Raw genomic sequence first — 19,381 nt, forward strand, 5'->3', positions numbered from 1 at the left:
ATGCGTAAATCCATGTGAATCGGGTGAGAACAAAAAAGACTGCCGATCCTGAGATCTGACAGCCTGCTGATTAAAGAGAGACAGGGACGGTAGACATAGAGAAAAATTCCTCATACAACGCTTGAACGGCTTCTTTTTCTTGAGCCGCTTTGACGCCAAACATCATGCTGACCTCTGAAGATCCTTGATTGATCATTTCAATATTGACCTTCGCTTTTGACAGCGCTTTTGCTGCTCTTGCTGTGGTGCCAACATTGTGGCGCATCGCTTCTCCTACAACCATAATGAGGGAGAGATGCGGTTCTAACACGACCTCATCTGCATCAAGCACATCCTTCAAGCGGTCGAGCAGCTCTTGTTCAATATGCTGCTCCTCCAGCTGATCCTGCCTTAAAATAATGTTCATATCATCAATGCCAGAAGGGACGTGCTCATACGTAAGCCCATATTCCTCTAACGTTTGTAGCACTTTGCGTCCAAAACCGACTTCTCGGTTCATCAAATATTTACTAATATAAATGCTGCAAAATCCGCTGTCTGAAGCGATTCCGACAACAGGTCCATTAGTATGATCCCGCTGGTTCACAATTTTGGTGCCTTTTGCCGAAGGATTATTGGTGTTTTTAATCTGTACTGGAATGCCTGCACGGAAGGCCGGAATGAGTGCTTCATCATGGAACACAGAAAAACCAGCATAGGAAAGTTCGCGCATTTCCCGGTACGTAAGCTCTGTAATCTCCTTTGGCTCATGAACGATCGTTGGATTGACAGCATAAACAGCATCCACATCTGTAAAGTTCTCGTACACATCTGCCTTCAAACCGTTTGCCAAAATGGAACCGGTAATATCGGAGCCGCTGCGAGAAAAGGTGACAATGTCCCCCGATAGACTAAAGCCAAAAAAGCCAGGGAATATGATGATGCCAGAGCGCTCTCTTAATTTATACAAATGATCATATGACTCCGGTAGGACTTGCGCTTGACCAGGCTCATCGCTCACAAATAAACCAGCTTCCTTTGGGTTCACATAGTGAGCTTCGACACCTTGATAGCGGAAATAGGCGGCAATGAGTTTTGCGTTATTGTCTTCACCGCTTGCTTTGATGGCATCAAGATATCGCTCAGGATGAGACGTATCAGCCTGTAAGAGGGCATCTAGATCTTGCCGGATGGTGTCAATCACGTCATGACTTAATCCGAGTTCATCCGCAATGGAGGCATACCGTTCAATGACGGCTTCCTGTAAATTGTGTGCTTCGCCTAAGCGTAAATATTGCTCACCACAGCTAATTAATAGATCGGTGACCTTCGTATCCGTTGAATGCCGTTTTCCTGGTGCGGAAACAACGACTGCTTTTCGAGCTGGATCTGCTGTTACAATGTCAAATACCTTTTGCAGCTGCTTGCCAGAAGCAAGTGAACTGCCACCAAATTTAACGACCTTCAATGCATACATCTCCTATAGTAAAAATTTTCTCACAAATTGAATAGTTCCTATTATCAACTCTTTTCTTCAAATTATCAAGGTTTTTCTTCACTATAAATACAAATGTATTTTCGGGGAGGACGGTATAGCGTGAGTATATGAAAAAAGAGCCGGCCATATGCCGAGCTCTTTTTCTTATGAAGAAGATGAGGAGGAAGATAGCTCCTGCTTCATCACTTTATTATTGCGTTTTTCCTTTAAGAAAAAGGAGAGGACAAGCCCAATGACCGCAATCAGACCAGAAATGAAGAATGACGTATTCATTCCATGAACGGCTGATTTTAATGGGCTGGCCAATTCTGCATTTGCAGCAGAGCTGCTCATGATGGAGACAAGCACTGCTGTCCCAATGGAACCGCCCATTTGTCTCATCGTGTTATTCATCGCTGTCCCATGCGGGATCAAATGAGGTGGTAAAGAGTTAATACCTGCTGTTGTCAGCGGCATCATGATCATCCCAACCCCGATTAAGCGAAGCGTGTACGCGACCGTAATGAGGGCGATGGATGAATCAAGGGTGAGCAGCATAAATGGCAAGGTCGTCACGGTAAGTATCGTAAACCCGCCTAATGCCAGCCCTTTTCCGCCGACTTTATCAAAAATCCGTCCAATAATTGGTGAGAGGAGCCCCATAAAGAGAGCACCTGGCAATAAGATCAGTCCTGTATCAAGAGCAGACAACCCTCTCACATTCTGCGTATAGAGCGGCAGAATCGTCTCTGTCCCAATCAATAAAGCAAAGACAAGCATCCCAAGAAAGGTCGTCAAGCTAAAGATTGCAAACTTAAAGACACCAAATTCAAGCATCGGTCTTGTCAAATTCGACTGGCGCAGAATAAAGAAGAACAAGCTCACAGCGCCGACAATCAGCGAAATGAGGACAGTGGCACTTGTCCAGCCGTATGTGCCAACACTAGAAAATCCGTAAAGCAGTCCGCCGAAACCGAAGGACGACAAGATGACAGATAAAACATCAATACGTGTCTCTCTTTGCTGCGTTACATTTTTCATTAAGAAGAAAGCAAGAATAAGATCAATAATACCTATAGGAAGAACAATATAGAACAAGAACTTCCAGCTGAAGGAATCAACAATCCAGCCGCCAAGTGTCGGCCCAAGAGCTGGTGCGAAAGATATGACAAGTCCGACCATGCCCATTGCCTGCCCGCGTTTTTCTTTCGGGAAAATGGTTAAAAAGATCGTTTGCATCAGCGGCATTAAAATCCCTGCACCGGCTGCCTGCACAATACGCGCTGCAAGTAATACAGGGAAATTCGTTGCAAATGAAGCAAGAATGGTACCGACTGTAAAGATGCTAAGCGCCGTTAAAACTAAAGAACGGCTTGAAAATTTCTCGATTAAGAAAGCCGTGATCGGGATGAGAATCCCGTTTGTCAGCATAAAGGCTGTGGTGAGCCACTGCCCTTTGCTGACATCAATATTGAATTCCTCCATGATATGTGGGATCGCTGGAATGAGCAATGTTTGGTTTAAAATTGCGACAAATGCCCCAACGAGGAAAATCCCCACAATCACAGATCGATTATACGATGTTGTAGATTGGTTCATGTTATCCCTTCTTTATCTATAAGATGATGCTTTTCAGCTGTGACACGTTTTGTGATAAAACGCTGTTTTTCCCTAAATAATCGAGTAGTGAACTAATTAAAAAGGTTCTCGGTTGGTCCTTTGATAATTCTTCACTTAGCAGTTCAAACGCAGAGAGGAAATCGTCCTTTTCTTCACCGTTTGACAGTGTGTGAAGCTCTTGTTTGATCTTCGTTAAGTACGAGATGACAAGCTTTTCTTCATCGTATTCGTCCTGTGTGGAAAGCAAATAAGAGTCCATCAGCTGATCTGTTAGCACAGGCTCAATAGAGCAAGGCTTTTTCGACACACGGTCCATCACGCCGATAATCATTTCGGCGGCATTTTCTAATTGGATGTTCTTGCGCTCAATCGCCAGCATTAAAATGAATTCTCTCATTAATCCGTTGAGGACAATGACAAGATCCCAGACGTAAGGCGCAACAGAATCACCATATGTGCTTAAAATAATGTCTCTGTGCCGCTGCATGATAATGGAGCGTGTCTCACGTAAATGCTTAATGACAATGGGCGAATGCTGTGAAAAAGCTTCAAAGGACAGCATATTCAAAAATTTATGATTCTCTTTAAACTCTTCAAGCTCAAGCTTGATCTTCTTTGTGAATTTTTCCTTTTTGGACAGCGTCGTTTCTGAATGAATGATTTGAGAAATCTCTCTCATTTTGCATTGATTGTATTTAATCAGTTCTAATAGAAGAGCTTCCTTTGAATCAAACAGTTTATAAATAGACGCTTTTGATATTTTACAGGCATCGGCAATTGACTGCATGGAGACACTCATATAGCCTTTTTGAGAAAATAATTTCTTTGAAACCCGCAAAATCTCTTCTTGCTTTTCGTTCATCTTCATAAGTCCTTTCCGAATCGGCAAAACCATATGGTCACAATGGAAACCGAGTGGTCACTTTTGCTATGATAACAAAACCAATGACCTATGACAAGAAAAGAAACTTAAAAAAACACCTATCTGATGACAGGTATTTTATCCTTCCGCATGTGCGGCATATATGATGATCTGTCCGTTAAGTTCGGCGATTAAAAGGTCTTCTCGCTCCTTTACAGAGTAAATCGCTGTCCCTTTTTTCAACTTGGAAGCTGTGCCGTGATTAAAATGTTCGGCAGCTGTTTTCTGAATCACACCTACTTGCTGATCTTTAGTGACGGTTAGTTGATGGGCCCAATCTACATTTGCTTCATAGACCGTTTCTTCCCATTGAAATAAATCTGCCTGTTCATCGAGAGCTAATACCTCTTCTGCACTAGGTGGTTTAGATTCGGCATACCGGACGGATTGGCATCCACATAAGCAAATGGTGAGTAACATTAAACATAAGTAAGTCCAACATTTTCGTGTCAAATGAGATCCTCCCCTTCACAAGAAAGTTATTATATAGTCATAGTCGATTCCGAAGGATGTATCGTTACTTTGTGAGGCGGGTAAGGAGATTGTATGTTGGCACGAAATACGATACATTTATCGTATGAATAATCCAATCCATCCAACCCAAGAAGACATGAGACTGATTTCGGTGCTACACGCATTGGCCGATCCCATCCGGTTAGAAATTGTCCGCTGCTTAGCTGAAGCAGGCGAGAGGACATGCGGCACGTATGAGATGAATATTGCCAAATCCACGCTGTCACATCACTTCAAAGTGTTGAGGGAGGCAGGCATCGTGAAAGTGAGAATTGACGGAAAACACCGCTATTATTCTTTAAGAAAAGAAGACATTGAGACCGCTTTTCCTGGTCTCGTGTCATCCATTTTAGCCGTAGATAAAGAGCGGTGGTAAGCCAGCTGTCTAGAAAAGCAGCTGGCTGTTTTATTTTCCATAAATCGATTCATACAGTCTTTTTACCGCTGGCTCTATATCCTCTGGTCGCATATGAGAGAAGCCAAGAACGAGTGGAACAAAGCCTTCCTGATGCCCCGGTAATTGCTCATCAAGGGTAAAACGGTCCATCCCATACATTTTGAGCTTTCTTTCTTTGGCACGCTGTAAAATCTCATGCTGCGTGCGGTTTGAACGGAACTCTGCGATAAAATGAAGTCCAGCATTTTCCCCAATAATCCGCACATTGTCAGCAAAAACCGTATTGAGCTCTCCAATGAGCTGCTTCCGTTTTTCCTCATATAAACCATTCATTCTTTTAATATGCCGTTGATATGCTCCATCTTTTATAAAATGAAGAAGGGTGTATTGTGTAAAGAGGTTGGCTGTTTGAATGAAGAAGTGTTGTTCTTCCTTATAGCGTCTCAATAAATGCTGCGGGAGTACCATGTAGCTTAGCCTTAAGCCTGGCAGCAATGATTTTGAAAAGGTCCCCATATAAATGACTTTGTCATATCGATCCAAACTTTGCAGCGCTGGAATGCTGTCAGTTCCATACTTGAATTCACTGTCATAATCATCCTCAATAATATAACGGTCTTGCTCATCGGCTGCCCAGTTTAAGAGCTGAATCCGCCGGGAAATTGGCATAATTACCCCTGTTGGAAATTGATGTGAAGGGGTAATGATCAACACACTTGGCTCTTTCTTCTGAATATCACTCATCCGTACTCCTTTTTGATCAATGCCAATCGTTTCAATTCGGTGATGATTGTTTTTCAGCATTTGATAGAGCCGGCGGTAGCCAGGGTTTTCTAACCCGTATACTTGATCGGCTGGAAGAATGCTTGATAACGAATGAATAAGTGACTGCGTGCCTGCACTTAAAATGAGCTGTTCTGGATAGCATTTGACTCCCCGTGCAAGCCCGATTAACCGGGCAATTGTTTCCCGAAGCTCGTACACGCCTTGTGGATGCGGAAGCTCACCAAATGCTTCTTGGTGGAGACTGATCGCCTTTTGTTCACTTTTCAGCCAGCTTTTAAACGGAAAATTGGCTGTATCAACAGAGATATGTGAAAAGGAATACCAATCATCTCGTGCAATCGGCTCTTCCTTTAAATCTGCTGGGAGAGTAGAGGGTTTCAGCTGACCTGATTCATGAAACGTTTCGAGTGATTCCACGAAAAAACCTTTGCGTTCAACCGAATATAAATATCCCTCGGCAAGCAGCTGCTGATATGCGCCATTCACTGAATTGACGCTGACATTTAATGTATCGGCTAACTCTCGTTTGGACGGTAATTGATCGTGCGGCTGAAGGTTTCGATTTAAAATTTCACCTTTAATTTTCGAGTAAATTTGATGATAAATAAATCCGTTTGCCCCTGTTTGATCTAGTTGAATTGTCAGCATCTCGTCATTCCTCCCTCTCTGGTACCATGAAAAAAATGATATTGGTACTTTCTATCATACCAAAAAATATTCAGAATAATAAAAAAGACATAAAGGGGATGGATGACAATGAGTCAAACGACTACAAACCGTTTTTCAACAGAAGAATGGCAGGGGAAAAGAGATCAATACGTCGCAAGAGGCGTGAGTAATGGCAACCGTCATCTTGCAGCAAAGGGGAAGGGTGCCGAGCTGTTCGATATCGATGGGAAACGTTTTATCGATTTTGCTGGCGCAATCGGTACGTTAAATGTAGGCCATTCACATCCAAAGGTTGTGGAAGCCGTCAAAGCACAAGCAGACAGCCTGATTCACCCAGGATTCAATGTGATGATGTACGAATCGTATATCGAATTGGCAGAGAAGCTATGCCGCCTTACACCAGGTGACCATGACAAGAAAGCCATTTTCCTTAATTCAGGTGCAGAAGCTGTTGAAAATGCGGTGAAAATTGCACGTAAATATACGAAAAGACAGGCCGTGGTCTCGTTTACAAGAGGCTTCCACGGCAGAACGAATATGACGATGAGCATGACGAGTAAGGTCAAGCCATATAAATTTGGGTTCGGACCATTTGCGTCAGAGGTGTATCAAGCGCCATACCCGTATTACTATCAGAAGCCAGAAGGATTAAGTGATGCAGCCTACGATGAGTACATCATTGATCAATTCAATCAATTCTTCGTCGCTGCCGTTGCACCAGAAACCGTTGCGTGTGTGGTCATGGAACCAGTCCAAGGGGAGGGCGGATTCATTGTACCATCGAAGCGTTTTGTTCAGCATGTAGCTTCATTCTGTCAGGAGCACGGGATTGTGTTTGTTGCAGATGAAATCCAAACTGGCTTTGCAAGAACAGGTAAATATTTTGCCATTGAGCACTTTGATGTGGTGCCGGACTTAATCACTGTGTCAAAATCTCTTGCTGCTGGGTTGCCGCTAAGCGGTGTTGTCGGCAGAAAAGAACTGCTTGATGCGGCAGATCCAGGGGAGCTAGGGGGAACATATGCAGGAAGTCCATTAGGCTGTGTGGCAGCGCTAGCGGTTCTTGATATTATTGAAACAGAACAACTGAATCAACGATCTGAACACATTGGACAAGTCATTGAGGAGAAAGCAAATGATTGGAGAGTGGCGTATCCATTCATTGGGGAAGTCCGCCGGTTAGGGGCAATGGCGGCAATCGAAATTGTAGAAGATCAAACTACGCGTACACCAGATAAGAAAACAGCCGCAGCGATTGCATCATATGCAAACGAGCACGGACTTCTCTTATTAACGGCAGGGATTAATGGGAATATTATTCGCTTCTTAACACCACTTGTCATCACAGATGAGCTGCTTCATGAAGGACTAGGGATCATCGAGGACGCCTTCAAAGCACGCTAAACAACAAAGGGGGATGGTTGTATGCAAAAACAACAAATGGCTAAAACCATGTCGCAGTCTGACGTACTGTTTTTATCCATTGGTGCAATGCTTGGATGGGGCTGGGTTGTACTTTCGGGAGATTGGATTTTAACAGCTGGATTTTTAGGCAGTGTGATTGCCTTCGTTATAGGTGGTATTCTCGTCATCTTTATTGGACTGACGTATGCTGAACTTTCGTCTGCGATTCCAGAGACGGGAGGAGGGCTTGTCTTTGTCCAGCGGGCATTTGGGATGAAATCCGCTTTTGTCTCGGCATGGGGCGTGTTGTTTGGCTATGTTTCGGTCATTACGTTTGAAGCAGTCGCACTGCCAACTGTTATTGATTATGTTATTCCAACACAGCATGTTGGCTTTCTATGGAATATAGGGGGATGGGACGTTTATTTTACATGGGTGTTGATTGGATCTGGCGGTGCTTTATTTTTAACAGCGCTTAACTACATTGGTGCCAAGCCAGCCGCTATTTTTCAATCTGTTTTTACAGTGGCCATTATCCTGACAGGTTTTCTTCTTTTAGGCGGCGCCACATTTAACGGAAATCTAGCAAACCTTGAGCCGATGTTTCAAGGCGGGGTTGGCGGTCTCATGGCAGTTTTAGTGATGATTCCCTTTTTATTCGTTGGCTTTGATGTCATTCCTCAAGTGGCGGCGGAGATCAATGCGCCAAAGAAAATCATTGGGAGAATTTTAATTATCTCTATCGTGAGTGCGGTCGTATTTTATCTGCTTATTGTCTTTGGAGTAGCTGCGGGGCTGTCAAAAGGACAGCTTGAAGCCTCTTCCTTGGCGACAGCAGATGCCATGGTGCAGCTTCTCGGTCATCAAGCATTTGGGACAGTGCTTGTCATTGGCGGTGTAGCAGGGATTGTAACGAGCTGGAATGCTTTTATCATCGGTGCAAGTCGTATTTTATACGCGATGGCGGAAAGAGGCATGATTTCCAAATGGTTTGCGTATATTCATCCAAAGTATAAAACGCCGACAAATGCCATTTTATTTCTTGGTGCTTTGGCCTTTTTCGCTCCATTATTAGGGCGCCCTGCCCTCGTATGGATTGTCAATGCAGGCGGTGTCGGGATCATCGTCGGCTACTTAATTGTGTCCATTGCTTTTATGAAACTTCGTAAAGCAGAACCAGAACTTGAGCGTCCATACCGCATTAAATATTGGCGGACGACAGGCGTTTTAGCCATCGGGCTGAGTCTCCTTTTTCTTTCATTTTATTTTCCAGGGATGCCGGCCTCCTTATCATGGCCAGCTGAATGGATATTGCTTTTAGGTTGGGCACTCATTGGGTATATACTATATGTAATGAATCCAAGAACGAAGGAGACGGTAGAGCATGACAAACGAACTCAAAGTGTATAATCCTGCAACAGGAGAAGAAATTGCTTCAGTTGCTCAGCATACAAAAGAACAGATTGAAGATGCGATCACTCGCTCACATAAAGCATTCAAAACATGGGCAAAAACGTCAGCACATGAACGTGCCAATATCATTCGCAAGTGGTTTGATCTCATGATTGAACATAAAGAAAGGCTCGCAAAAATCATCACTGAAGAAAACGGGAAGCCGTATCAAGAAGCATTAGGAGAAATCGTTTATGCGGCTGGATATATTGAATGGTACGCAGAGGAAGCCAAACGAATCTACGGCAGAACCATTCCGTCACATACGGCGAACAAGCGCCTTTTTGTCACAAAGCAGCCAGTGGGTCCTGTTGCGGCCATTACACCGTGGAATTTCCCCGCAGCCATGATCACGAGAAAGGCAGCACCAGCACTTGCGGCGGGCTGTACCTTTATTGTGAAGCCTGCTGAAGACACGCCGCTGACGGCTATTGAACTTGTGAAATTAGGCCACGAAGCCGGAATTCCAGAGGATGCTCTGCAATGGGTGGTTGGAGATGGAAAAGAAGTCGGTGAAATATTCACAGATAGCCCATTGATTCGCAAAATCACGTTCACAGGCTCAACGCCAGTCGGAAAGCATTTGATCAAAAACAGTGCAAGTACAGTCAAGCACGTATCAATGGAGCTTGGCGGTCATGCCCCGCTCATCGTAGACAAAGATGCCAATCTTGAACTAGCTGTCAAACAAGCAGTGGCATCTAAGTTCCGTAATGCAGGACAAACCTGTGTCTGTGCCAACCGCTTAATTGTGCATGAAGACATTCATGAATCATTTGCGCAAGTCTTTAGCAAAGAGGTCGAAAAGCTGAAAGTGGGAAATGGCTTTGAAGAAGGCACATCCATCGGCCCAATTATCAACAAGCGCGGCTTTGATAAAATTGTCAGCCAAATTCAAGATGCAGTCGAAAAAGGGGCGAAAATCCTTGTCGGCGGAGATACGCATTTCGATGATGACAAGTCGTATTATTTTGTCCAGCCAACGGTTCTCACACATGTGGACCCTTCGATGAACATCATGCATGAAGAAACCTTTGGGCCAGTGGCACCGATTACGACGTTCAAAACGCTAGATGAAGCGATTGAATTAGCGAACGATACACCGTTTGGTCTTGCAGCTTATTTCTTTACAGAGAATTATCGAAACGGCCTCTACATCTCAGAGAATCTTGATTACGGGATTATTGGCTGGAATGATGGCGGCCCATCGGCTGTTCAAGCACCATTCGGAGGAATGAAAGAAAGCGGAATTGGCCGTGAAGGCGGCATCGAAGGGATCGAGCCTTATTTAGAAACCAAATATGTATCCATTGGTTTAGACGAATAAACGTGAAAGACACTGCCTGAGGAATCTGGCAGTCTCAGCGTGTAGACAAACCCTCGCATTCGGTGTCAGGTCTGCGCTTCGGTGCTCACGAATGTCAAATTCGCTCCGCTCCGGTGCTCGTCCTTCCTAGCCTGCAAAGGTTTTCTATCACGCTGAAAAGAAGACAAAGGGCTAAAATCAAGATCATTTTAGCCCTTTGTCAACAATTTGAGACTGCCTGAGGAATCTGGCAGTCTTTTTATGTTAAACAGCCGGCGGAAAAAGCTGCTCAACCGTTTCTTTTGTTTCTTTCAGAATTTCGTGGATGTAATCTGCTGGTGCCTGCTCCATGCTGCTGAACAAAAGTCGTTCAACAGGCTCAATACCAATAAAATTGAAGACATCTGTATCCGTTGTCATGCGATGGGAGGCGGGAACGATTCGGTTAGCGTCAAGAAAGGATCTTGGAGCATCATGCGTGTTGATAATGACACCTTTTTTGTGTCGAAGCAGGTTATCAATAGCCCCGTGCTCATTGATTTGATAAGCGAAGCCCTCAGAAAAAACGCGTTCTACGTAGCCCTTTAGCATAGCGGGTAAGCCTGTCCACCAAATGGGAAAAATAAATGTTAGGACATCTGCCTTCTGAATCAGCTTCTGCTCTGTTTGAATGGCAATGGGGACATCACCCCGTTTGATCGCAGCCTTTTCCAAGATGCTTAGTTCTGGTGAAAAACCAAGAGCATAAACATCACGAACAGTCACTTGATGACCATTGTTCAAAAGAGTGCTGACAACAAGATCTAATAGGGTTTGATTTAAGCTTTGCTGGGGATGAGCAAATATAATTAGATGGTTCATCTTATAGCCTCCTAGGTGGTCATGTGTCTCATTATGGCATGCGTCATCATCCTATTCAATCCTATGTTGGTAATAATAGGTTGCGGAAATGGGAGTTGATCGTCCTAGCTTGCATTTCGTGTTCAAGCAAGGTGGAAAGAAATAAAGCGATCGTTTCCGTGAAAACGATCGCTTACAAATAAATTATTTCTTTCTAAAAGCAAGCACAAGCGCAATCAGTGCTACGACTAGAGCAGCAATGGACAACCCTAGCACAAGTGGTGAAGGAGAATTAGAGGCTGTTTCAGATGCCTTTTCTTCTTTTGGTTTTTCTTGACCATGGGAATCCGTTACCGTATTAGATGCGACAATGTTTGTGATCGAATGCGGCTTATCAGCATCTTTATCGCCAGTCCATTCAACGACCGTTCCATCCTTATAATATTGATATGCATCCCATGCAGCTTCACCTGATTTTTCAGGGTTTTTTGCTACAAAAACGAATTGCTGGAACTGTCCGGCAAGCACGCCTTTACCAGTTGCTTCCCAAGTCACTCTTGTTACCTTGCCATCTTTTTCTTCAGTTGACGTTTTCCATCCAGGGACAGGCTCATATTGTTGGAATTCTACGCCTTTAGGTATTGTCACGACAACCTTAGTCGTTGGACTGTCACTCTCAGAAGGGACTTTTAACGTATAGGTTTCCCAAGCATTTGTCGCAGACGTATCAGGTTTGACTGTGACGTGAGCACTCACAGGAATCGCCAATAAAAATGAAACGAGAAGCATTGGTAATAAAGCTTTAACATATTTTTTCATATGGTATGAACTCCTTTTAGTTTCTTCTAATAAATGTGGTATCGATATTTTCAAAAGAACCAGTTAACGCATGGATTTCAATTTTCCAAGTACCTTTTTCATTTAACAAGAGGTTTTCAGCAGAGTAATGACCATTTTTTAATCGTTTCAGCTGAAATTCACTCGGTTTCTCTTCACCGAATAAGGCGACTTTATGGATCTTGGCTGACACAGATTGAATATCTGTAATCGTTTGTCCATCCTTCTTTGTAAATGCGACCTCGAATGTGTTTTTCCCCGGGGCATTCGGGGTAATGCTCATGGACACAATGTCACGATGTTCCACTTGGTTTGCACCGAAGAACGGCTCAGGTGCAGGCGGAGGAGGGCTCGGAATATTGGTGAATACAGCTGTTAATAACAAAATAGCGATTCCGATGATCCACTCAGCTCGTAACGAAACGTTTTGTTTCTGTTTCTTTTCCCATCTCAGCATCAAGTAATGGACAAGCCCAAGAAGGCCCATCAAGATAAATAAACCAAGCTTGATTAAAAAGGTTCGACCGTATGCTGATTCGAAAAGAGCATCAAACGATTGCAAAATAAAGATCGCATTCACAAATCCCGAAAACACAATGAGTCCAACAGAGAGCAGTGCCCAAGGGTGAAACGCCTTTAACGTATTCCGTATGAGCGGCTGATCTTCATTTGGCAGCTTCTTCAACAATAAAAGCACAATGGCTGTTAAACCACCGACCCAGATCGATGCGGAAACGAGATGGATAAAATCAAGTGACGTTGTCAGTATTTTATTATCAGTTGCCGCTGGATGTCCGATTTGTGCCTTCAGCCAGAGAAGTACTGCGAATAGGAGCAGTGGAAACAACCATACCCGAAAAGAAGTGAAATCCCCTTTTTTCATCGCAACGATGCTCCAAATGGTCAGAAGAACAAATGACACCATGAGCATCATCCACAAACTACCGCCAGAAGTCGATGCAATGGTTTCTTGTAAAAGCGATGGCTGAAATGCTCCCAAAAAGGACACGTCTGCCGCTGATTTTGTTTGAATCGGCAGCTGGAACACGAGTGCTCCGCCCATCATGATCAGTGACAATGTCAACAGCCGTTTCATTCGTTTCGCTAATACAGGTGAAATCGCTGCCCGAAACCAAAACAGTCCAAACAAAATGGTCCCGAGAAATAAGCTAAACGACGTATAAAGAAAGGCTTTGTCTATGGTCGAGGCAATATCAATCGATTCATTTGGTTGACCTTGATCTAATTGGTCAAAACCGCCATCCGCTTTGCCAATACTAAACGGGATCATGCCAGAGACAGAGTGTCCGTCTGCTGATACCGCATTCCACTGAATAGTATAAATCCCCTTTGGTAAATCCTTTTTTAAAGCAGCTTCCATGATTTTTTGATCTTTAATGACCGTATCTCCTTGATCCACACGATCCCCTTTTGCATTTAGCACCTTAATGGCATGAAATCCACTTTCGATTCCTTCACTAAATGTGATAGAGACCGAAGGAGGCTGCTTCTCCAGCTCTTCATTTGCTGCTGGATTCGAGCTGACGACGTATGCATGGGCAAATGCTTCCTTTGGAATGAAAAAAGCGAACGTGACGATAAGAAGCAGAAGCCACTTACTATGTTTCAACAAGTGTATAACCGCCTTTCTACCTATGAAAATGTCTCATGTATCAGAAAGAAAGCGGCAGTAAACTGTGGGTCACAGAAAAAACCGCTCCTCCTATTGTGCCGCTCACTCTAAAAGGTAAACGAAACAAACAGCAAGATGGTTCACTTTTTCTGTGTCGTGTCTGCGCAGACATTCTTGATTGAATAGGTTTGATCAAGTATAAGCCTATTCGATTTAAGAAGAGGAAACAAGAAGTGACGATTTGAAAATTGTGAAATTCCAATGAATTTTGCGTCAAAACCACGGCACGTTAACCTTTTTACCCCGATTGCCCTATGTTCTGACAGAGAATTCACATCATATTTCAATTTTGTCACACACTAAGTGACAAAGTGACATTTAGTTTCAATTGAAGGGAAAGTGAAAGCGTTTTACGATAGGGATAAGGGCTTCACTGACACTTGTTCTTATATCTTTTGACCTATAAAGCCCTGAATAAAGGGAGAGAAGAAAGGAGTTTTCATAGATGCAGGAAAAAAGCGGATTCCGCGTAAAAGTACAGCGCTTTGGAAGCTATTTAAGCGGCATGATTATGCCGAATATTGGCGCATTTATCGCTTGGGGACTCATTACGGCATTATTCATTCCGAGTGGTTATTTGCCAAATGAACAATTAGCTTCACTTGTTGGCCCAATGATTAACTACTTACTGCCGCTCTTAATCGGTTACACAGGCGGTAAACTCGTATACGACCATCGAGGCGGGGTACTCGGTGCAACCGCGACGATTGGGGTCATTGTCGGTTCGGACATTCCAATGTTTTTAGGTGCCATGATCATGGGACCACTTGGCGGTTACTTGATTAAGAAAATTGATCAGCTCTTCAAAGATCGAATTAAATCGGGCTTTGAGATGCTTGTGAATAACTTTACGGCAGGGATTCTAGGTGCCATTCTTGTCGCAATTGCCTTCTATGCTATCGGACCAGTTGTACTTGGTCTAAATAAAGCCCTTGCGGCAGGTGTAGATATCATTGTGAATGCACATTTGCTTCCGCTGGCAAGTATTTTCATTGAACCAGCGAAAGTCTTGTTCTTAAACAATGCGATTAACCAAGGGATCTTAGGTCCGTTAGGGGTAGAGCAAGCGGCGAAGACAGGGCAGTCTGTTCTGTTCTTGCTTGAAACTAACCCAGGACCAGGTTTCGGTGTTCTACTTGCATACATGTTCTTCGGAAGAGGGAATGCAAAGCAGTCTGCACCGGGTGCGATTGTCATTCAATTTTTAGGTGGTATTCATGAGATTTACTTCCCGTACATCTTGATGAAACCAAAGCTTATTTTAGCGGTAATTGCAGGGGGAGCGAGCGGCGTTCTGACCTTTACCCTGTTAAATGCAGGCTTAAAGGCTGTGCCGTCACCAGGAAGTATTATCGCCCTTATGCTGATGTCACCAAAAGGCGGACACCTTGCTGTTCTAGCAGGTGTCGTCGTGGCAGCGGTCGTCTCATTCCTTGTCGCTTCTGTGATTTTAAAAGCCTCAAAAGCAGTTGACGAGGATTTAACGGCAGCAACAGAAAAAATGCAGGACATGAAAGGGAAGAAAAGCGCAGCAGCCGCTGCTCTTACAGCTCAAAAAGAAAACGCTGAAGCAAACGAGCAAGCAGCATCTCCAAGTGATGTCAATCCAGATGATGTGAACAAAATCATCTTTGCCTGCGATGCAGGAATGGGCTCAAGCGCGATGGGCGCATCCATCTTAAAGAATAAAGTCAAAAAGGCAGAGCTTGATATTGATGTGACAAACACATCCATCAGCAACATTCCAAATGATGCCGATGTGGTCTTCACTCATAAAGATTTAACAGACAGAGCCAAGGCAAAACTGCCAGGCGCTGTGCATATCTCAGTCGATAATTTCTTAAACAGCCCGAAATACGATGAGCTGATTGAGAAATTGAAAAAATAACATGACGAAACGGGTTGAGTTCAATTTTTCTTCATTGAACTCCCCGTTTTGGTTGTTTTCTAGATTTTCCATTCTAAAAAAGGTGTGTGATCATTCATGAAACAAGTACTTTCAAAAGACAATATTTTTCTAAATGAACAAGCAGGCTCAAAAGAAGAAGCCATTAAAAAAGCAGGCGAAGTTCTAGTGGCAAATGGCTATGTCACAAGTGATTATGTTGACAAAATGTTTGAAAGAGAAAATATTTCGTCTACATTTATGGGCAACGGGATTGCGATTCCTCATGGAACAGAGGATGCGAAAGCAGCTGTCCTTCATTCTGGGATTTCCATCATTCAAATTCCAGATGGCGTTGAATACGGCGAAGGAAATATCGCCAAAGTCGTCTTTGGCATCGCAGGTAAAAACAACGAACACCTCGATATTCTTTCTCAAATTGCGATTGTTTGTTCAGAAGAGGAAAATGTAGAACGCATCATCCATGCAAAGGATCAGGATGAACTGATCGCCATCTTTAACGAGGTGAACTAGCATGAAGGCACTTCATTTTGGAGCAGGGAATATTGGCAGAGGGTTTATCGGATCTTTGTTAAAAACATCAGGCTTTGAGCTTGTCTTTACCGATGTAAATGAAGCGGTCATCAACGAGCTGAATGCACGAGGAGAATACACGGTTGAACTCGCAGCACCAGGTCAGAAGCAAGAAGTAGTCGGCCCAGTGACAGCGATCAATTCTGCACAAAACCCAGCGGCATTAACAGAGGCTGTGGCATCAGCCGATTTGATTACAACAGCTGTTGGACCAGCTGTTTTGAAGATCATTGCTTCATCTATTGCTGAAGGATTAAAACAGAAAAAGCCTGACCATATCATCAACATCGTGGCATGTGAAAATATGATTGGAGGCAGCTCTCATTTAAAAGAAGCCGTTTTCTCTCATCTAACAGAAGAGGAACAAAAAGCATTGTCACAAACAGTTGGTTTTCCAAACGCTGCTGTGGACCGCATTGTCCCGATTCAGCACCATGAGGATATTTTAAAAGTATCAGTCGAGCCTTTTTTCGAGTGGGTCATTGATGAGACTGGCTTTATTGGAGACGTTCCTCAGATAGACGGAGCGACCTTTGTACAAGATTTGACACCTTATATTGAGCGCAAGCTCTTTACTGTCAATACAGGACATGCGCTAGCAGCTTATGTCGGATATCAGCAAGGCGTTCAAACGATTAAAGAAGCCGTCGATACACCAGAGATTCGCCAAGTGGTTGAAGGTGCACTTCACGAAACGGGCCGTTATTTAATTGACACATATGGTTTTGAAAAAGAAGAACATGATGCGTATATTCAAAAAATCATCAAACGATTCGAAAATGCTTTTATCTCCGACGAAGTCACTCGTGTCGCACGCTCTCCTCTTAGAAAGCTGGGAGCAGATGACCGTTTAATCGGTCCAGCGAAAAAGATCAAGCAGCCAGTGTACTTAATCAAAGGCATTGCTGCAGCTCTCGCTTATGACTTTACCGAAGACGAAGAAGCGGTTCGTTTGCAGGCATTAAGAAAAGAAAAAGGCATTGAAGGTGTACTGAAAGAAGTATGTGGCCTCACGCCAACAGACGATCTCTACCAAGCCATTCTTAAAGAAACAGCTCGATAATTAGAAAATCCCTTTCCAACGAGTGAAAGGGGTTTTTTAATGACCTTTTTAATACTTTACCCCGTTTGTCGATATATGAAGTAAGGGGGAATTTGTATATGAAAAGGAAAATGTTTGCATCAAGAAGTGTCTTTTTTCAATTAATGTCTGCCATTATCGTCATCACGATTTTAACGGGCGGACTTGTTGGAACAACGGGGTATTTGTTAGCGAAACATGTCTTAATTGATGCGGGAAAAGCAGATCTAAAGCACATCGTCAGCGGAGCAATGGCTACACTTGAACAGTTGAATGATCGTGTAGAGAAAAAAGAACTGACGCTTGAACAGGCACAGGAACAAGCCCGTATTTACTTGAGCGGGCCCAAAAATGACAACGGGAAAGGGTACCAATTTCAAAAATCAGATTTTATTTATAAAAATAAAGGCTATCTTGTCGCATATGGAGCAGATTATTCCTCTCAAGTCCATCCTGTCAATGACATTGGCGTCATTCCAGATAACACGACCAATCGTGAAAAAATGGTCGCTGGAGCCAAATCAGAAGGCGAGGATGCACACTATGTGACCTATTTAGATAAGGACGATGCCACTGGGGAAGAAAAGCAAAAGCTTGCCTATATGAGCCAGTTCACGCCCTGGAATTGGAGTATCGGCATTGCCGTCTTTCAGGATGAATTTTATAAAGAATTAGAGCAGATGAAGCTCTATATCATGCTCATTACAGCAGGTGTCGCTCTTCTCAGTCTTGGCGTCTTTTATTTAGCTGCTCGAGGAAAGGTCAGACTGCTCAAACAAGTCACTGCTGCTTCAAAAGAAATTGCGGCGGGGAATCTTGAACGCACAAGTTTAAAAGAAACAACAGATGAGATTGGACAGCTGGCAAAAGGTTTTAATCATATGTCAGGAGAACTCCGGACACTTGTCAGCGGTCTACAGGAAACGAGCAGTCAACTCGTCGAATCAGCGACAGATTTATCAGCAATATCTGAAGAAACCTCAGCCAGCAGTGAAGAGATTGGACGAGCGATTGGTGACATATCGACTGGAACACTTCATCAGGCATCTGACCTTGATGTAGCCAATCAACAAATGACCCAGTTCAATCAATCGATTGAGAACGTCAAAGAACAAAGTGACCAAATTAAACAAATCTCTGACCAATCGAGTCAATCATCTCAGCAGGGTCAGCAAATTGTTCAGCAATTAAAGCAATCAAATGAACAATCCATTCAAACATCTCAAGGCATTAGAGCAGGCATTGAGCAATTAAGTACAAAAGTACAGGATATCTCTAAAATTACAGATACGATTGAAAGCATTTCAAACGAGACGAATTTACTTGCGCTGAATGCCAGCATTGAAGCAGCACGCGCAGGAGAGCACGGCAAGGGCTTCTCGGTTGTGGCGAGTGAAGTAAGGAATTTAGCTGAGCAAACAAAACAATCAGCAGTGCAAATTCAGCAAATGGTACAAGGCATTAAAGAAGAAACGGCGGCAACAGCCGGCATGATGTCAAACACAATGGATCGTTTCGCTGAGTTAGATGAAGCGGTACATGCGACAGAACATGAATTCAATGCCATTTCTACGTCGATTTCACAAACCATCGTTGAAACAGACGCCATGGCAAAAGAGCTGAATGCATTGCTGGAGCAAAACGACCTCATCACAAAAGCCATGCAAGGCGCAGCCCATATTTCTCAAGAAAATGCCGCTGCGATCGAAGAGATTACCGCATCCACAGACGAACAGGTGACAGCCATCTCCAATGTGGCAAAAGCAGCAGAAAGACTCAATGAACTAAGCATACGGTTGAATCACGATATTGCGCGTTATCGTCTATAAACCATTTTGACTGAACGTCTTTTGTCAGGTACTATATAAGGAATCAAAACCTTGCTCACGCAATCGAAAGGAGTGTTCCGGTCATGAAAAAGAAAAT

Annotated in this window: 16 protein-coding genes; 8 read left to right on the forward strand and 8 right to left on the reverse strand. The window is 43.6% G+C overall.

The annotated features are described in order from the left end of the window. Positions 1 to 70: 70 nt before the first annotated feature. From SB660_RS06335 to SB660_RS06350, 4 genes are all read right to left on the reverse strand, one after another. On the reverse strand, positions 71 to 1,447 hold the full coding sequence (locus tag SB660_RS06335; RefSeq protein ID WP_339164921.1) for an aspartate kinase: 1,377 nt from the start codon (positions 1,445 to 1,447) through the stop codon (positions 71 to 73). A gap of 174 nt (positions 1,448 to 1,621) precedes the next feature. Then, complete coding sequence (locus tag SB660_RS06340) at positions 1,622 to 3,055, reverse strand: MDR family MFS transporter (protein ID WP_058015325.1); 1,434 nt, start codon at positions 3,053 to 3,055, stop codon at positions 1,622 to 1,624. Between the two features lie 16 nt (positions 3,056 to 3,071). Then, the gene (locus tag SB660_RS06345) at positions 3,072 to 3,938 is read right to left on the reverse strand and encodes a TetR/AcrR family transcriptional regulator (protein ID WP_235567074.1); all 867 of its coding nucleotides are present in this window, start codon (positions 3,936 to 3,938) and stop codon (positions 3,072 to 3,074) included. A 138-nt stretch (positions 3,939 to 4,076) separates the two neighbouring features. Continuing rightward, a complete protein-coding gene (locus SB660_RS06350) occupies positions 4,077 to 4,451 on the reverse strand; it encodes a hypothetical protein (protein ID WP_058015327.1) in 375 nt (124 codons plus the stop codon). A gap of 124 nt (positions 4,452 to 4,575) precedes the next feature. On the opposite strand from SB660_RS06350, the gene SB660_RS06355 reads away from it, so the two are divergent. Continuing rightward, the gene (locus SB660_RS06355) at positions 4,576 to 4,887 is read left to right on the forward strand and encodes an ArsR/SmtB family transcription factor (protein WP_058015328.1); all 312 of its coding nucleotides are present in this window, start codon (positions 4,576 to 4,578) and stop codon (positions 4,885 to 4,887) included. Positions 4,888 to 4,917: 30 nt separating this feature from the next. Here the strand turns inward: SB660_RS06355 and gabR are convergent, their stop codons facing one another. Then, positions 4,918 to 6,342, reverse strand: a complete 1,425-nt coding sequence (gene gabR / locus SB660_RS06360; RefSeq protein WP_339164925.1) for a MocR-like transcriptional regulator GabR — start codon at positions 6,340 to 6,342, stop codon at positions 4,918 to 4,920. Positions 6,343 to 6,450: 108 nt separating this feature from the next. Between gabR and gabT the strand changes: the two genes are divergently transcribed. From gabT to SB660_RS06375, 3 genes are read left to right on the forward strand one after another with little or no spacing between them, the layout of a single operon-like run. Next, on the forward strand, positions 6,451 to 7,767 hold the full coding sequence (gabT, locus tag SB660_RS06365; protein WP_058015330.1) for a 4-aminobutyrate--2-oxoglutarate transaminase: 1,317 nt from the start codon (positions 6,451 to 6,453) through the stop codon (positions 7,765 to 7,767). A gap of 21 nt (positions 7,768 to 7,788) precedes the next feature. After that, a complete protein-coding gene (locus tag SB660_RS06370) occupies positions 7,789 to 9,177 on the forward strand; it encodes an APC family permease (RefSeq protein WP_289406128.1) in 1,389 nt (462 codons plus the stop codon). Next, complete coding sequence (locus SB660_RS06375) at positions 9,152 to 10,546, forward strand: NAD-dependent succinate-semialdehyde dehydrogenase (protein ID WP_058015332.1); 1,395 nt, start codon at positions 9,152 to 9,154, stop codon at positions 10,544 to 10,546. The genes SB660_RS06370 and SB660_RS06375 overlap by 26 nt, the downstream gene beginning before the upstream one ends. A 243-nt stretch (positions 10,547 to 10,789) precedes the next feature. Here SB660_RS06375 and SB660_RS06380 read toward each other — a convergent pair whose 3' ends face one another. From SB660_RS06380 to SB660_RS06390, 3 genes are all read right to left on the reverse strand, one after another. Then, the gene (locus SB660_RS06380) at positions 10,790 to 11,386 is read right to left on the reverse strand and encodes an NAD(P)H-dependent oxidoreductase (RefSeq protein ID WP_169057628.1); all 597 of its coding nucleotides are present in this window, start codon (positions 11,384 to 11,386) and stop codon (positions 10,790 to 10,792) included. 183 nt (positions 11,387 to 11,569) lie between these two features. Beyond that, entirely contained in the window at positions 11,570 to 12,184 is a 615-nt protein-coding gene (locus SB660_RS06385; protein WP_410581815.1) for a YcnI family copper-binding membrane protein, read from the reverse strand. A 16-nt stretch (positions 12,185 to 12,200) separates the two neighbouring features. Further along, the gene (locus tag SB660_RS06390; protein ID WP_410581817.1) at positions 12,201 to 13,835 is read right to left on the reverse strand and encodes a copper resistance CopC/CopD family protein; all 1,635 of its coding nucleotides are present in this window, start codon (positions 13,833 to 13,835) and stop codon (positions 12,201 to 12,203) included. Positions 13,836 to 14,340: 505 nt separating this feature from the next. On the opposite strand from SB660_RS06390, the gene SB660_RS06395 reads away from it, so the two are divergent. From SB660_RS06395 to SB660_RS06410, 4 genes are all read left to right on the forward strand, one after another. After that, complete coding sequence (locus SB660_RS06395; RefSeq protein ID WP_410581819.1) at positions 14,341 to 15,783, forward strand: PTS mannitol transporter subunit IIBC; 1,443 nt, start codon at positions 14,341 to 14,343, stop codon at positions 15,781 to 15,783. A gap of 96 nt (positions 15,784 to 15,879) precedes the next feature. After that, positions 15,880 to 16,314: a PTS mannitol transporter subunit IIA gene (locus tag SB660_RS06400; RefSeq protein WP_012008933.1), complete on the forward strand. Its 435-nt coding sequence runs from the start codon at positions 15,880 to 15,882 to the stop codon at positions 16,312 to 16,314. 1 nt (position 16,315) lies between these two features. Then, a complete protein-coding gene (locus SB660_RS06405; RefSeq protein WP_410581820.1) occupies positions 16,316 to 17,437 on the forward strand; it encodes a mannitol-1-phosphate 5-dehydrogenase in 1,122 nt (373 codons plus the stop codon). 98 nt (positions 17,438 to 17,535) lie between these two features. Further along, the gene (locus tag SB660_RS06410; protein WP_410581821.1) at positions 17,536 to 19,284 is read left to right on the forward strand and encodes a methyl-accepting chemotaxis protein; all 1,749 of its coding nucleotides are present in this window, start codon (positions 17,536 to 17,538) and stop codon (positions 19,282 to 19,284) included. The last annotated feature ends 97 nt before the right edge of the window (positions 19,285 to 19,381 follow it).

The organism is Bacillus sp. SIMBA_005, assembly GCF_046535585.1.
GTDB classification, from domain to species: domain Bacteria; phylum Bacillota; class Bacilli; order Bacillales; family Bacillaceae; genus Bacillus; species Bacillus pumilus.

What these genes read in the sequence shown, in the direction of transcription:
- SB660_RS06400 (WP_012008933.1), top strand. Translation starts at nt 15,880, where the DNA reads ATGAAACAAGTACTTTCAAAAGACAATATTTTTCTAAATGAACAAGCA.
- SB660_RS06410 (WP_410581821.1), top strand. Translation starts at nt 17,536, where the DNA reads ATGAAAAGGAAAATGTTTGCATCAAGAAGTGTCTTTTTTCAATTAATG.
- SB660_RS06340 (WP_058015325.1), bottom strand. Translation starts at nt 3,055, where the DNA reads ATGAACCAATCTACAACATCGTATAATCGATCTGTGATTGTGGGGATT.
- SB660_RS06345 (WP_235567074.1), bottom strand. Translation starts at nt 3,938, where the DNA reads ATGAACGAAAAGCAAGAAGAGATTTTGCGGGTTTCAAAGAAATTATTT.
- SB660_RS06385 (WP_410581815.1), bottom strand. Translation starts at nt 12,184, where the DNA reads ATGAAAAAATATGTTAAAGCTTTATTACCAATGCTTCTCGTTTCATTT.
- SB660_RS06375 (WP_058015332.1), top strand. Translation starts at nt 9,152, where the DNA reads ATGACAAACGAACTCAAAGTGTATAATCCTGCAACAGGAGAAGAAATT.
- SB660_RS06405 (WP_410581820.1), top strand. Translation starts at nt 16,316, where the DNA reads ATGAAGGCACTTCATTTTGGAGCAGGGAATATTGGCAGAGGGTTTATC.
- gabR (WP_339164925.1), bottom strand. Translation starts at nt 6,342, where the DNA reads ATGCTGACAATTCAACTAGATCAAACAGGGGCAAACGGATTTATTTAT.
- SB660_RS06380 (WP_169057628.1), bottom strand. Translation starts at nt 11,386, where the DNA reads ATGAACCATCTAATTATATTTGCTCATCCCCAGCAAAGCTTAAATCAA.
- gabT (WP_058015330.1), top strand. Translation starts at nt 6,451, where the DNA reads ATGAGTCAAACGACTACAAACCGTTTTTCAACAGAAGAATGGCAGGGG.
- SB660_RS06355 (WP_058015328.1), top strand. Translation starts at nt 4,576, where the DNA reads ATGAATAATCCAATCCATCCAACCCAAGAAGACATGAGACTGATTTCG.
- SB660_RS06370 (WP_289406128.1), top strand. Translation starts at nt 7,789, where the DNA reads ATGCAAAAACAACAAATGGCTAAAACCATGTCGCAGTCTGACGTACTG.
- SB660_RS06395 (WP_410581819.1), top strand. Translation starts at nt 14,341, where the DNA reads ATGCAGGAAAAAAGCGGATTCCGCGTAAAAGTACAGCGCTTTGGAAGC.